The organism is Streptomyces sp. NPDC031121, assembly GCF_055570615.1.
In genome coordinates, this window is sequence record NZ_JBVIGV010000011.1 from 145,679 (window position 1) to 159,063 (window position 13,385).

At 72.7% G+C, this 13,385-nt stretch carries 11 protein-coding genes and 2 pseudogenes; 4 read left to right on the forward strand and 9 right to left on the reverse strand.

From position 1 onward, the window contains the following. Positions 1-218 precede the first annotated feature (218 nt). Positions 219-476, reverse strand: a pseudogene (locus ACZ462_RS21830) (helix-turn-helix domain-containing protein); the annotation flags it as partial. Here ACZ462_RS21830 and ACZ462_RS21835 point away from each other — a divergent pair. After that, positions 412-831 (forward strand): annotated as a pseudogene (locus tag ACZ462_RS21835) (transposase family protein); the annotation flags it as partial. The pseudogenes ACZ462_RS21830 and ACZ462_RS21835 sit on opposite strands and share 65 nt — an antisense overlap. Before the next feature lie 14 nt (positions 832-845). On the opposite strand, the gene ACZ462_RS21840 reads toward ACZ462_RS21835, so the two are convergent. Further along, positions 846-1,799 carry a DUF4344 domain-containing metallopeptidase gene (locus ACZ462_RS21840; RefSeq protein WP_467803074.1) on the reverse strand — a complete coding sequence of 318 codons (954 nt, stop codon included), beginning with the start codon at positions 1,797-1,799 and terminating at the stop codon, positions 846-848. 426 nt (positions 1,800-2,225) lie between these two features. Further along, positions 2,226-2,624, reverse strand: a complete 399-nt coding sequence (locus ACZ462_RS21845) for a MerR family transcriptional regulator (RefSeq protein WP_467803264.1) — start codon at positions 2,622-2,624, stop codon at positions 2,226-2,228. Between the two features lie 541 nt (positions 2,625-3,165). Here ACZ462_RS21845 and ACZ462_RS21850 point away from each other — a divergent pair. Then, complete coding sequence (locus tag ACZ462_RS21850) at positions 3,166-4,653, forward strand: SulP family inorganic anion transporter (protein WP_467803076.1); 1,488 nt, start codon at positions 3,166-3,168, stop codon at positions 4,651-4,653. A gap of 61 nt (positions 4,654-4,714) precedes the next feature. Here ACZ462_RS21850 and ACZ462_RS21855 read toward each other — a convergent pair whose 3' ends face one another. After that, positions 4,715-5,692: a helix-turn-helix transcriptional regulator gene (locus tag ACZ462_RS21855; protein WP_468252616.1), complete on the reverse strand. Its 978-nt coding sequence runs from the start codon at positions 5,690-5,692 to the stop codon at positions 4,715-4,717. Positions 5,693-6,163: 471 nt separating this feature from the next. On the opposite strand from ACZ462_RS21855, the gene ACZ462_RS21860 reads away from it, so the two are divergent. Both ACZ462_RS21860 and ACZ462_RS21865 read left to right on the forward strand, forming a co-directional pair. Further along, positions 6,164-6,520 carry a hypothetical protein gene (locus tag ACZ462_RS21860; protein WP_467803079.1) on the forward strand — a complete coding sequence of 119 codons (357 nt, stop codon included), beginning with the start codon at positions 6,164-6,166 and terminating at the stop codon, positions 6,518-6,520. Continuing rightward, positions 6,517-7,200: a hypothetical protein gene (locus ACZ462_RS21865; RefSeq protein WP_467803081.1), complete on the forward strand. Its 684-nt coding sequence runs from the start codon at positions 6,517-6,519 to the stop codon at positions 7,198-7,200. Before ACZ462_RS21860 ends, ACZ462_RS21865 begins: the two co-directional genes overlap by 4 nt. Positions 7,201-7,400: 200 nt before the next feature. On the opposite strand, the gene ACZ462_RS21870 is transcribed toward ACZ462_RS21865, so the two are convergent. From ACZ462_RS21870 to ACZ462_RS21890, 5 genes are all read right to left on the reverse strand, one after another. Continuing rightward, the gene (locus tag ACZ462_RS21870; protein ID WP_467803082.1) at positions 7,401-8,345 is read right to left on the reverse strand and encodes an aminoglycoside phosphotransferase family protein; all 945 of its coding nucleotides are present in this window, start codon (positions 8,343-8,345) and stop codon (positions 7,401-7,403) included. A 397-nt stretch (positions 8,346-8,742) separates the two neighbouring features. Next, positions 8,743-9,510 (reverse strand): lytic polysaccharide monooxygenase auxiliary activity family 9 protein, encoded by a 768-nt coding sequence (locus tag ACZ462_RS21875; protein WP_467803084.1) that lies wholly within the window; start codon positions 9,508-9,510, stop codon positions 8,743-8,745. 55 nt (positions 9,511-9,565) lie between these two features. Continuing rightward, positions 9,566-10,924 (reverse strand): fibronectin type III domain-containing protein, encoded by a 1,359-nt coding sequence (locus ACZ462_RS21880; protein WP_467803085.1) that lies wholly within the window; start codon positions 10,922-10,924, stop codon positions 9,566-9,568. Positions 10,925-11,345: 421 nt separating this feature from the next. Next, positions 11,346-12,476 carry a DUF4132 domain-containing protein gene (locus ACZ462_RS21885; protein WP_467803086.1) on the reverse strand — a complete coding sequence of 377 codons (1,131 nt, stop codon included), beginning with the start codon at positions 12,474-12,476 and terminating at the stop codon, positions 11,346-11,348. 57 nt (positions 12,477-12,533) lie between these two features. Beyond that, positions 12,534-13,355 (reverse strand): hypothetical protein, encoded by an 822-nt coding sequence (locus ACZ462_RS21890; protein ID WP_467803087.1) that lies wholly within the window; start codon positions 13,353-13,355, stop codon positions 12,534-12,536. Positions 13,356-13,385 lie beyond the last annotated feature (30 nt).

Below are 13,385 nucleotides of genomic sequence, written 5' to 3' on the forward strand. Positions count from 1 at the left end.
CCCCTGCGCCGCCGCGACGACGAAGCCCCCGACGCTTCCGAAGCCGTCGTCCACCGCCAACAGGGCCCCTTCGCTCGCCGGTGTGATGAGTGAAGTCACCACGCCAACGACGAGGGGCGCTGCCTCGTCACCACACCCACTGACCAGCCCATTTCACCCTCCAGCACAGGATGAAAGAGGTTCAGTAGGATGTTCAAGGTCTCGTCGACGTACCGTCAGGCGGTGGCCTGGGATATCCCGAAACCGGCTCCGAGCTGCGAGAACGTCTCGTTCTTAGGCAGGTGCACCAGTGCGAGGAGCGCCTGCTGGAAGCAGCCGAGCTTGCGCCAGCGTGTGTTGCGGGCCTGGCGGTGCTCGTACAGCAGCCAGGCCACATGCTCGACGAGCTCATGAGGGATGTCGAGCGTGGCAGTGGCCGGCTGGGCGCCCGGCCTCCACGAAGCCCTCACCGGCCTCGGCGAAGGCGACCACGTCATCGTTGACGGCACCCTGATCCCCATCGACCGGATCCGCGCGGACGAGCCGTACTACTCGATGAAACACCGCAAGCACGGCATGAACGTGCAGGTCATCGCCCGGCCCGACGGCACACCGCTCCGGTTCTCCCGCGCGACGCCAGGCAGGACCCACGACCTGACCGCGGCCCGGGCCCACGGCATCGTCCAGGCCTGCCTCACCAGACAGATCCTCGTGCTCGCCGACCGCGCCTACCAAGGCGCCGGCGCCACCTTCCGCACCCCCTACTACCACCACCGCGAACAACCAGAGCACTACCAGCAGTTCTCCCGCTCCCCCGGCAGCTCGTCATCCCGCAGATTTCCCGACTCCAGGGTGGGCCGCGGGCCTCACTGGCCGGTCTGGCTGGTGCGGTACTCGTCCAACTTCTCGGCGAGGGCCTCGGTCTCCGTGATCAGGTGGGCGCGCGCGGCGGCCTGCTCCTTGTCGCCCTGTGCCTTGAAGGCCTTTGCGAAGTGGGGCTGGAGTTGGGTCCACCAGCCGTGATCCAGCATGGCCCACGCCTGCGGGCACAGCGGGGCCCGGCTCTTGGGCAGGTAGCCGGTGTCGACCAGGGGTCCCTCGTACTTCTTCGGGTCGCTCCCGTCCAGCGAGCAGAGGAAGTTGAAGACCCGCTGCTGGGTGACGGGGTGGTCGCTGGAGAATCCCTCCAGCGACAGCTCACCCTGCCTCCGGGCCATCTCGTCGAAGAGGATCGCGGCCGCCAGCGACGGGTTCGCTCCGGCGCCGTTGACGGTCTGGAAGGAGGCGAACCCGTCGGCCGCATCCTCTTCGAGGCCGAGGTTGGCCAGCATGAACTGGCGCTGGAGCGCGTGGCCCAGCTCGTGGCCGAAGATGAACTGGCCCGCCAGCGCGGTTAGGTCGTCGGCGTTGTACCGGTCCGCGGGAAACACCGCAGGCCGCTTGACGTCCTTGACCACGTCCTCGAACACGTCCCGGAACTCGGTCAGAAAGGCCGGGGGCATGTAGACGGTGCGGCCGTCGGGCTGGGTGACGGCGTCGGTGACCCCTGGCGGGACCTTGTCCGTCACCTTGACGACCAGGTCGTGCGGGAGGGCGACCCGCTCGTTCACCCAGTCGGCGCTCTGCTCGAGTACGCGGGACTTCCGGATCACGTCGTAGGCGTCCCGGTTCTCCGGTTTCACGGCGCCGTCCTCGTAGACGATGGTGACTCTGCCGTTCGCGTCGTCGGCCGCGCCGTCCGCCGCGCGGGCGCCACCACCGGAGCAGACGGTCCCCAGCCCGGCCACGAGCATCGCTCCCGCCACGGCGGTCCTCGACACGGCGCTTCCCGACACGGAGTGCCCGCGCCCCTTGCTCAGCACTCTGATCAGCTCCGTCCCCGGTCAAGGCCACGGAGGCACCGGCCTACGGCCCCCAAGCCAGATGGACGATTCAAGAAGATTATCCCCCTCCAGTGGTGTCGGTGCCCGCCCGGTCGCCGTCTTCCGGCAGAGCTGCGGATCCTCCACAAGACGCAGGGCCCGGCCTAGCCGGCTACCGAGACCGGACCTGGCGCCGCTCATCAGCCCGTTCCGTCGCTCTGCCCGCTCCCTTCCGCGCTCGGGTTCGTCGCGGGCGCCTTCCTGCTCTGGTTCGGCGCCGCCCTGGCCTGGTTCCACCTCGACGGGGACCGGGGCCGGCACGCACTGCAGCGTGCGTACAAGGTGACGTTCGGGTGGGGCGACGGGTTCTGATACCGCCCGGGCTCAGGCGCGGGCCGCGGGAGCGTCTTCGGGCAGGCGGGCGCGCAGCGTGTCGGCGAAGTCCTCCGCGCGGGCGAGCTGGACGCGGAGCCTCTCCACCTGCTCGGCGGCGGCCTGCTGGTAGGTGCGTACGCGGTCCAGGAGCGCCCCGCGCTCCTCGGCGTCGAGGGCGGCGCCGCCGTCGAGGCGGTCGGTGGCCTCCAGGAGGTCGCGCATCTGGTCGAGGGTGAAGCCGAGCGGCTTCATGCGGCGGATGACCATGAGGCGGGAGACGTCGCCCTCGGTGTAGAGGCGGAAGCCGCCCTGCGAGCGGGCGGACGGGGTGACGAGGCCGGTCTCCTCGTAGTGGCGGATGGTGCGCAGGGACAGCTCGGTCCGGGCGGCGACCTCGCCGATCTGCATGTGCCGGGCGGTGGTGTTGTTCGTGCCCGTGTGGTTGCCGCCGTTGTCGTCCACGTCCGTGGTCCTCCGGTCCTTCCGCGCCCGTCGGCCCGTGCCAGTGGGGGCGCCGCCGATCCCTACTCTAACGTTAGGGTAGAGTTGTCGGCGGCCGGGGCGGCCCGCTGCCGTCCTGCCGTTGCCGTGTCGGGGCCGACGGCGCCCCCGCAGAAGGTCCGATTCCGCAGGAGAGCAGCGTGCGCGAGCCCTTGGTGTCCGGCGCCGCCGCCTGCCCGCCGTGACGTTTCGCCGCAGGCCGTGAGCCGGGAAGCGGCCGCACCGCACGGTGCGTACGGTCGGCGCCATTCCCGGCGTCCCCGTCTGCTTCCTCTCCTCCGGTTCCGCTTCTTGGGGCCGCACGCCGTGTGCCGGCCCCGGTCTCCGCCTCCTCCGCGTGTCCCGGCTGCCGATCGGGGCGTGCCCGAGTACGACAGGTCTGTTCTCCTTGTCCCCTGCTGCCCCTCCTGCCTCCGGCACGTCTGCCGCCCCTCCAGCCGCTCCCGCCGTGGCCGCGGGCGCACGACTGCGCCGCCTGAAGCCCGACTGGGTCTCCGACCCGAAGGTGTGGCGGACCGAGATCCTCGCCGGTCTCGTCGTCGGCCTGGCCCTGATACCCGAGGCGATCTCCTTCTCGATCATCGCCGGCGTCGATCCGGCGCTCGGCCTGTTCGCCTCGTTCACCATGGCCGTCACCATCGCCGTCGTCGGCGGACGGCGGGCCATGATCTCCGCGGCGACCGGCGCCGTCGCCCTCGTCATCGCCCCGCTCAGCCGCGAGCACGGCGTCGGCCACCTCGTCGCCGCCGTCATCCTCGCCGGTGTCTTCCAGGTGGTGCTGGGCGCCCTCGGCGTGGCACGGCTCATGCGGTTCATCCCGCGTTCGGTGATGGTCGGCTTCGTCAACTCGCTCTCCATCCTCGTCTTCATGGCGCAGGTGCCGGAGATGCGGGACGTGCCGTGGGCCGTCTACCCGCTGATCGCGGGCGGCCTGGCGCTGATGGTGTTCTTCCCGCGGATCACGACGGCGGTCCCGGCGCCCCTGGTCTCCATCGCGGCCCTCACCCTGATCACGGTGGCGGCCGGGATCTCCGTACCGACCGTCGGCGACAAGGGTGCGCTGCCGTCGTCGCTGCCGGTGCCGGGTCTGCCGGACGTCCCGTTCACCCTGGAGACGCTGGCGACGGTCGCCCCGTACGCGTTCGCGGTGGCGCTGGTCGGCCTGATGGAGTCGCTGATGACGGCCAAGCTCGTCGACGACATCACCGACACCCGCTCGAACAAGACGCGCGAGTCGGTCGGGCAGGGCATTGCGAACATCGTCACCGGCTTCTTCGGCGGCATGGGCGGCTGCGCGATGATCGGCCAGACGATGATCAACGTGAAGGTGTCCGGCGCCCGCACCCGCCTGTCGACGTTCATGGCCGGTGTGTTCCTGCTGGTGCTGTGCATCGTCTTCGGGCCGGTCGTGTCGGAGATCCCGATGGGCGCCCTCGTCGCCGTCATGATCATGGTGTCGGTGGCGACGTTCGACTGGCACTCCGTCGCCCCGGGGACGCTGCGGCGGATGCCCGCCGGCGAGACCGCGGTGATGCTGGTCACGGTCGTCTGCGTGGTCGCGACGCACAACCTCGCCGTGGGTGTCGTCACCGGCTGCCTGTGCGCCATGGCCGTCTTCGCCAAGCGCGTCGCCCGGCAGGCGGAGGTCACCTCCGTGACCGACCCCGACGGCGCCCGCGTCGTCCACCGCGTGTCCGGCGCGCTGTTCTTCGCCTCGGCGGGGGACTTCGTCGGACGGTTCGACTACGCGGGCGATCCGGAACGCGTCGTCATCGACCTGTCGGCCGCCCACGTCTGGGACGCGACCTCCGTGGCCGCGCTCGACACCGTCACGGCCAAGTACGCGCAGCGCGGCAAGACCGTCGAGATCGTCGGCCTCAACGGGCCCAGCGCACACCTGCACGGCAGGCTGAGCGGCGAACTCCCTGTGGGGTGATCGGGGGCTGCCGAACCCGGCCCGGCCTGGTGCAGCTCGGCCCGGCCTGGTGCAGCTCGGCTCAGCTGCGGAGGGTGGCGGACGGGCTGCGTCCGTAGCGGCGGCGGTACGCGGCCGCGAAGCGGCCGGTGTGCGCGAAGCCCCAGCGCGCGGCGACCGCCGACACGGTGGCACCCGTCGAGGGGTCGGCGGCCACCAGGTCGGCGTGCGCGGCTGCCAGGCGTACGGCACGCAGGTACGCCAGCGGGGTGGTCCCGGCGTGCCGGGAGAACGCGTACTGCAGGGCCCGCGGGGTGACGTGGGCGGCGGCGGAGATGTCGGCGAGTGAGACGTCGCGGTCGGCGTTGTCTTCGATGAACGCGATGGCGCGGCGGAGAGTTCCCGTTCCGGCGTCCCGCCCGTCGGCGGGCGCCGGGCCCGGGCCGCCGGCACCGCCCGGTCCTTGGCCGTCGGGGCCGAGGGTGCTCGGCAGCGTGGCGAGGGCGGTGGCGGCGAGCAGTTGCGCGGCGCTGCCCATCACGAGTTCGGTCCGCAGTTGCCGGGGCAGTGCGGCGATGTGCGCGACGTGGGCGAGGGTGTCGGCGAGCTGCCGTCCGGCCTGCGCGCTCAACGGACGGCGGCCGGTCAGGCGGACGGGCCTGCGGTCCCGGGCGCCGCGGGCGGCGACCCGCGGGAGGAGGCCGGGGTCGAAGAGGACCGCGGTCTGCCGTACGGAGTGCAGGGCTCCGCGGTAGGGGCTGTCCGAGGTGGCGTGGAGGAAGGTCTCGCCGGGCCCGAAGGAGGCGTCGGGGCCGGTGCCGTCCGCGTCCACGGACACGGTTCCGGAGCGGACCGTCGCCACACAGACCCGGTTGAGGGGCTGCGCCGCGTACCGCATCGCGAAGCCGATCTCGAACTCGTTCACGCTGAACCCGGGCGTGGTCCGGCGCAGCAGCCGGGTCCTGGTGGGGCCGTCGCCGCCCGCAGTGGAGATCCGTACGTCCGCGTAGGTGCCGGAGAGGAAGGTTTCGGTCTCTTCCAGGTCCCTGCTGTGGAACACCAGCGGCTCCATCGGCTTCTCCACTCGTTCGTCGGAGGGCCCGCGGGGAGGCGCGAGCCGCTCCCGGTCGTCCTTGCCGGTGGGACCCTACGCCTGCCGGGACATGCCGCGGGCACAGTCGGAGGAGACGGGCGCGCCGACAGGCGGCAACGGCACCGCAATTCACCCGGCCTTCCGCCCCAGGAGAGCGAGAAGCCGCTGCTGGGGCGCACAGTTCGAGACCTGCGGCCTGCGGGGTCCCAGGCGTGCACGAGCGGTTCGATGGCGGCCGCGGCCACCACCTACTCGGCCGTCACGCCCCCGTGATGCGGGGCGACGCGTCGCGTCGGCGGCAGCGGCTGGGACGAGTCGCCGGGCGGGCTGGAGAGGGCGCCGTGAAACGCCTGCCGCCCATCTGACCAATTAAGGGATGGAGGGCGCCGTCCGGAGTCCCCGTCACCGTCACCGTCACCGTCACCGAGGAGGCAGCGAGTGAACAGTCCGCGACACGAGACGGGACCGCCGGAGCCGAGGGCGCGCGCGGGATTCGAGGTGTTCCGCGCGCAGCACTTCGGCTTCGTGCTGGGCTTCGCCGGGCGCCGGGTGGGCCGCCCGCACTGCGCCGGCGACCCGAACGCGGGCGTCTTCCGGGCCGGCATGCGGTCGGCCCCCGCGCCCCCGCCCGCCGGGCGCGGCCTCGCCGTCCTCGACGGCCTCACGGCCGCTGAGGCCGTCCGCGTTCTCGGGATCGGCCGGGTGGGGGTCCGCATGCGGCTGCGCCGTGCCCGGCGGCGTGCCCTGGGGTCCCGCTGCCCCGTTCCCGCATTCCAGATGGAGGCAGACCGATGACCAGCAGGCCCCACGCGTTCGAGGAGCGGCTCAAGGCAGCCCTCCTGGCCAGGTTCCCGGCCCAGCCGGCCCCCACTCCGACCCGCTCGTTCGCCAGGCGGTACGGCATACCCCTCGCCGTGGCCGCGGCGACCGTGGTTGCAGCCGGACTGGTGGCGCTGCCCGCCCTCGGCTCGCTCGGCGGAGGGCATGTCGGCGGCGCGCCCGCCATAGCCCCCTCGGTTTCGGTTTCGGCTTCGGCCGCGGCGGGCGTGGATCGTTCCGTCGACGGCTCCCTTCTGGTCGTGCTGCCCACCACCGAGTCCTTGCCGGGTGTGGTGGAGGAACTGCGCAGGCAGGGGGTGAAGGTGGCGGTGGTCGACAGGAAGCCCCTGTCCGAGTGTCCGCACCCGGGGGGCGGCTACTTGGGCCCGGGGGTGTCCCCCTACGACCCGGCGGAACCCCTCCTCGGCACAGGCGCAGGGCCGGCGGCCGACGGGCCGATCCTCAGGATCAACGACCGTTCCGTCCCGCCCGGTCACACCCTGGTCTTCGCCAAGCCGTACAAGTCGGCGAAGGCTCCGGTGAACGCCGGGGTCATGGCCGACTCCAGGGTGCCGCCCTGCGAACGGGACTACGCCTACCCCGACGCCGGCAGCGGAGCCGGGCTCGGGGACGCCCCAAACAGGGCGATACCGTGACGCGGCCCTGCCCCTGCCGCACCCGCCGCGGCCGGCTGGGACACGGGGGTGTCCAGCCGCCCGGGCGGGCGGGGGAGAGCGGGATGGGCCGCCATCGGCTCGGGCCGCAGCGGCGTGGCGCGGTGTCCGACGCGTCGCCTGTCTCCGGGGCCCGCCGCGTCGCCGATCTGGTCGAGCCGGCCGGGCCCTGACCGGAGGGGTCAGGAGGCCAGGAGTGCTTGGGCGATGGTCTTCTGCTCGGGCTGGAGTGTGACCGCGCCGTCCTCGATGTCCCAGAGGCAGTTCTGCAGGATGCGGCCGAGTGTCCATGCGGTGGCTCGTTCCCGGTCCAGACCGACGACTTCTGTCATCAGGTGGAAGCGGTGGCGGATGGCCGCGGGCACGTCTGCGGTGCCGAGGATGTCGTCCCAACGGTTTCGCAATGCGGGAAGCAGCTCGAAGCCGGGGTCGCCGGACAGGGGTTTGGGGTCGATGGCGAGCCAGGGAGCCCGTCCCGAGAGCTGCGAGGACGGGAGAGGGGCGAGAACGTTGTCATAGTGCAGATCCCAGTGCAGAAGCCGGTCGCCGGGCTCGTCCAGTAGCTCCCGCATCGCGGCCGCGCACGTAGCCAGCAGTCGTCGCTCGGAGGGGTCCGCCAGAGAGCGGGAGTACGTCGGAACCTGGTCGAGCATGGCTCGGGCGATGTCGGCCAACAGCCGCAGGCCGGCGGGGGCCGGGAGGGCAGCCAGTCGCCCCAGCAGCTCGGAGAGGTGCTGGAGAGCCTCGGTGCCGTCGGGCACCGTCGCGAGGGATCTGGCGGCATCGAGGCGTTCCAGGAGCATGGCTCCGGAGTCGGGGGCGGCGTTCAGTAGTGCGGCCGCGTGGCGGGGTCCCCAGACGCGCAGGGCGAGCGGCTCGTGTCGTGTCTCCTCGTCCACGGGCTGCAGCTTGAGTACGGCGGGGGTGCTGTCTGCCTGGAGCACTGGCAGTACGAGGGCGACGGCGCCGTGCACGGGCGGCCCGTCCAGTCGCAGACTCCAGCGGTCCAGGAACTCCTCGGCCAGGGTCGGCAGGGCAGCGGTCCATGCCCGCCAGGTATCGCCGTCCTGCGAGGCGGCCAGGGCCGCTGGAACTTCGACCTGGGACTGAGACCGGCTGAAGGCCACGACGCTCCCGGATGGCGACGGTGCGGGGGTGCTGGGGGCCAGCGCGCCTGACCGTCCTCGTCGTCGAGTCCGTCGGGCCGCCGTCATGCGATCGTACGTCTTCCTCGGCGCTGCCCGCCTGCCCTGGGGCTTCCGGTCCCGTCGGGGGAGGTTCTCGTGGAGGCTGCCGCCGCGTGGCGCGCCGCGCCGGAGTCGGCGGGCGCAGGAGTTGGTGTGCGGATGTCAGCGGACGTGGCCGGTCTGCCCCTTCGGGTGCGGGCCACCCGTACTGGTCGTGCCGCTGCGCCATGGCGGCTGTTCCCTTACGCGGCCTTGTGGAGGGCCAGTGAGTCCGAGACGCCCGGGAGGAGAGGGGGGAGGGGCTGGGGGTGGGGGCCCTCCCCCCTCGGTCTCGGGGTTACTTGAAGGTGACGTCCGAGCAGGAGTAGAAGGCTTCCTCGCTCTGGAAGGAGCCGTCGGGCTTCTTCAGGCCGTGCCAGATCGTGTAGATCAGGTGCTTGCCCTTCTTCTCCGGGAGCACCGCCTTGAACGAGAACGCCTTGGAGCCGAGGTAGCCGGACGGGGCCGCCGTCGCCGCGGTGTTGTCCGCGCTGAGGAACGGGGTGTCCTCCAGGTCGGACCACTTGAGCGGCTTCTTCGGGTCGTAGCCGTCCTTCGTGACGTACATCTCCATGCGGTACGGGTTGTGCAGGGCGCTGATGTCGTAGCGCAGGTCGTACTCGGCGCCGCCGGGCAGGGTCGTCGAGGGGAAGTCGTCGCGGGGCAGGTCGAGGCCGGAGAACTGGGCGTTGCCGGCGCTGCACAGCTTGCCGTCGGGGATGCGGGCGCGGTGCTGCGGGGAGGAGGTGGGGGTGCTGTGGTCGATGGCGCGGCCCTGGACGATGGACTTCCAGTCGCCGGGGATGGCGGGGCTCGCGGCGAGGGCGAGGCGGCAGGCTTCGGTCGCGGTGCGGTTCTTCGTGCAGGCCACGGTGCGGCTGACGGGGTCGGAGGTGGCGCCGTGGGCTGCGGCGGGGCCGGTGCCGAGGGTGGTGGCGGCCAGGGGGAGGACGGCGAGGGCGGTGAGGCGCAGGGCCGCGGTGCGGCGGCGGGGGGCCCGGGCGGCGTCGGCGGGGCCGTGGCCGGTGGGGGTGCGGGGGGTCGTCGGGTGCGGGGCGGTGCTCATGTGGGGTGCTCCTGGTGGTGTGCCTGAGGTGGGTGGGGCGGGCGGGGCCGCGGGGTCAGCCGCCGGTCTTGACGGTCAGTTCGCGGGAGAAGGCGCCCCACGTGCCGTCGCCGAGCCGCGCCCGGATCTTCACCGTGTACGTGGTGCCGGGGTGGGAGCCGACGAGGACCTCGCGGGTGCCCTTCGTGGTCGGCACGGGCAGTACGGGGGTGGCGGTGCCCCACATGAACGTCTGGGCCGGCTTGCCGTTCAGGTAGACCTGGTAGGTGGTGATCTGGCCGAGGTTCTGGGGGACGGACCAGGCGAGGTTGAGGTAGTGCTGGGTGACGGGGCCGTCCTGCTTGGTGGAGGTGGTGGCGGTGAAGTCGCCGGGTGCGCCGGCGCCGGTGCCGCCGCCCGTGCCGCCGCCACCGCCGCCGCCGGGCGCCGGGGCCGTCGTCACGGTGGCTTCGCGGGTCGGTTCGGACTCCTTGCCGGAGGCGTCGACGGCGGTGACCTTGAAGCGGTAGGCGGTGCTCGGGGTGAGGCCGGAGACGGTGGCGGAGTCGGCCTTGGCGTCGGCTTCCTGGACGCGCGTGCCGTTGCGGTAGATGCGGTAGCCGGTGACGGCCACGTCGTCGGTGGCCGGGTGCCAGCGCAGGGAGGCCTGGTAGGGGCCGGAGGCGGCGGCTTCGAGGTCGGCGGGGATGACCGGCTTCGCGGTGTCCTGGCCGGGTGCCGCGTGCGTGGTGAGGACGATGTCCTTGCTGAAGCCGGAGGTGCTGCCGTCGGCGCGGAGGGTGCGGACCTTGAACGTGTAGCGGGTGCCGGGGGCGAGCTTCTCGATGTCGGTCATCGTGCCCGTGACGGTCTTGAGCTGCTTGCCGTTCTGGAAGACCTCGTAGCGGTCGGTGTCGGCGGCGCCGGACGGGGGCTTCCACATCAGGTGGACGGCCGTGTGGTCCTTGACGAAGGAGCCGCTGTCGGCGGGGACCTTGGCGTCGGTGCCCGTCCCGGTGCCGCCGCTGCCGGGGCCGGTGGCGCGGCAGCCGCTGATCTTGGGGATGCCCTTGCCGGCGGGGTTGATCCCGACCTTCACGGCCCGGGTGGCACCGGCGGCGACGTCGGCGCGGTCGGCTATGGGCTTGACGGTGACGCGCTTGCCGTCCTGGCGGAGTTCGTACGCCCACGGGTTGTCGATGGTGGCCTGGCCCTGCGAGAGGTCGAACTCGGCGGTCCAGTCCCGTACGGGCCGGTCCCCCTTGTTGGCGACGGAGACCTCGGCGGACGCCCACCACGCGGTGGACTGCTCCGTGATGCGGCAGGTAGCGCCGAGTCCGCTCTCCTCTCCGGCGTTGGCTGCGACGGGGACGGCGACGGAGGCCGCTCCGACGACCACGGCCGCGCAGGCCAGGGCAATTCGCTTACGGGACATCAGGAACCTCTTGGTGAACAGGCGATCCGCCGGGGAGTCGGCGGCGGCATCGGATGTGCCTCGGTCAACGCCAGTGACCATAAGCGCGATTGCGTCCGCTTCCGGGCTCCGGAAGGGATGTGGGGACGCTGTTATCCGTCCCTTAAGGTCCGGCTAGGGCGGCCTTGAAGTGCGGGCCGGAATCCGGCCGGGCGACCGTCCGGAATCCTGCGAAGGAGCCGACCGAGGATTCCGCTTCTGTACGCCGCCTGCGGCGGGCGCGGTCTGCTCGCCCGACCGGGAGGCCCGGCGACGCGCGAGGGCCGCCACCCCGGGCGGGCGGCGGCCCTCGGCTCCGGACGGACCGTCGGATGCCGTGCCGGACCGCGGCCTTCGCGGTCGTGCCGTCCCCGGCGAGGCCTCCCGGTCGGCGGGGTGGTCTTCAGCCCGCGGTGGCGGGGCGCAGGCGGACCCGGGCGGTGTCGGGTACGGCGCCGCCGGCGTCGGCCGGGTCGAGGGGCCGGAAGGCGTCCTCGTCGGGCAGGCGGTACTCCCACTCCAGGGAACGGGTCGCGACGCGGGTCACCGGGTGGTCGCGGTAGTGGCGGGACCAGTCGCGCCAGGACCAGGTGCGGTCCGGGGCGTCGGCGAGGGAGGCGAGGCGGGTCCGTTCCGCTTCGAGGGTCTTGGCGATGTCCTGGGCGTGGCGCCGCACCAGGGTGATGCTGTCGGTCCGCAGAGGGGTCTTGTAGCCGTTCGGGGTGCGGAAGGGGGCCGTGGTGCGGGTGGTGCGGCCGTTGTCGTCGGACCAGTCGACGGTGACCGTTCCGGTGTCGTGGAGGATGATGACGGCGTCGACCGCTGCGTTCCACCACAGCACGCCGCGGCCGATCCAGCCGACGGTCAGCGTGCCGTCCGGTCCCAGGCCGTGGCGGGGGACGGTGCGTTCGGCGATGTCGTGCGCAGGGATGCCGAGGCGGGCGGCGGCCCGCTTCACGGACTTCACTAGGACCTTCTGCGGGTGGATCGAGGGGGTGATCCGCTGGTGCAGGTCCCACAGCTCTTCCATGGCGGCGGTGCCGGGCAGGTCGCCGAGCGCGGTGAACGCGGCGCCCGCGATCTCGTGGTCCACGCGGTGGTAGGTGTCCATGGCCTGGGAGTTCTTGCGGGCGACGAGAGCCAGGTCGGCGCTCAGGCCGTCGCTGCCGGCGCCCAGCCAGCCGGAGGCGAGGAGGAAGCCGATCGCGAGCGGACGGGCCGGGGAGGGGGGCTTGACCTGCCCGATCTCGCGGATGATGTGTTCGGGGTCGCCCTGGTTGTGGAAGGAGCCGCCCGCGGCGAGTTCGCGTACCGCGAGGCGGACGAGCGCGTCGGCGCCGTCGGCCTTGAGCAGCGCCTTGGTGCGGCGCTTCCAGGGGGTGTCGACCTTGTAGCGCCAGTTCCAGAACGCGTCGGAGGTGGCGAGGTGCAGGACGAGTTCGGCCAGGTATGGCGGCAGGCCGGTCAGGTGCGGGTGGATGCGGGTGCTCCAGCCGTTGCCGGGATCGAACACGCGGGCCAGGGGATCGCTCATGTCTTCGATCATGCCGGGCGGCACTGACGGTGGCGGGGGGCCGCGGCAGCGGCCGGCTCAGGGGCTGGTGAGGGGGCGGCGGGTCTCGGCGCGGACGTCGAGGGTCAGGCGGGCGAAGCCGGCCAGGTCGACCGCGGCGGGGGCGCTGCCGACGACGTCGGGGAGGACCCAGCCGACGAACGCGGCGGTGTTCCCGTCGCCCCATGCGCACACGGGGACGGTCGACGTGTCGCCCTCCTCGGTGAGCAGCAGGACCTGGCAGCTGACGGCGACGTCGGAGCCGGTCGGCCGGAAGACCTGGGGCGGGCCGGCTTCGGTGGCGCCCTCGGAGGTCCGGGCGCCGCGCAGGATCGAGTCGCGGACCGTCTCCGGGTGCTTGAACCGGCCGTACAGTCCGGAGAACGAGAGCACGGCGGTCTTCTTCCCGGCGGAGCCGCTGTAGCGGCCGACGGCGGGCCGGGGGTCGAGGATGGTCGGGTCGCGGCGGACGGTCTCGCCGGCCATCTCCTCCTTCATCGCCGCCGATTCGTCGTCGGTCAGCGTGTACTGGCCGCCGAGCAGGTGCTGCGGGAGCGTCAGCATGTGCTCGGCCGGCGGGAACGCGCTGGTGGAGACGGCTCCGAGGAGCTTCTGGGCGGGGACGGCGAGGACGCCGAGGAGGACGAGGACGCCGGCCGTGATGGCGAGGGTGCGGCCGGTGCCGCTGCGGCGGGGCGGGGCCCCTGGCGGGAACGGCGGCATGGCCGGCATCGGCGCCGCGGGCGGGATCGCCCAGGGCTGTTGCGGGGGCGGGCCGGGCGGCGGCCCGAAACCGGAAGCGGGGAGAGGCTGCTGCCCGCCGAGGGGGTGGGGCGGTCCGTACGGCGGGGGTGTGCTCATGCCAGGCAAACTACCGGACGCAACCGGAAT

Excerpts from the sequence above, each read along its gene's own strand:
- ACZ462_RS21880 (WP_467803085.1), bottom strand. The coding sequence starts at position 10,924 with ATGTCCCGTAAGCGAATTGCCCTGGCCTGCGCGGCCGTGGTCGTCGGA.
- ACZ462_RS21875 (WP_467803084.1), bottom strand. The coding sequence starts at position 9,510 with ATGAGCACCGCCCCGCACCCGACGACCCCCCGCACCCCCACCGGCCAC.
- ACZ462_RS21890 (WP_467803087.1), bottom strand. The coding sequence starts at position 13,355 with ATGAGCACACCCCCGCCGTACGGACCGCCCCACCCCCTCGGCGGGCAG.
- ACZ462_RS21845 (WP_467803264.1), bottom strand. The coding sequence starts at position 2,624 with ATGCAGATCGGCGAGGTCGCCGCCCGGACCGAGCTGTCCCTGCGCACC.
- ACZ462_RS21885 (WP_467803086.1), bottom strand. The coding sequence starts at position 12,476 with ATGAGCGATCCCCTGGCCCGCGTGTTCGATCCCGGCAACGGCTGGAGC.
- ACZ462_RS21865 (WP_467803081.1), top strand. The coding sequence starts at position 6,517 with ATGACCAGCAGGCCCCACGCGTTCGAGGAGCGGCTCAAGGCAGCCCTC.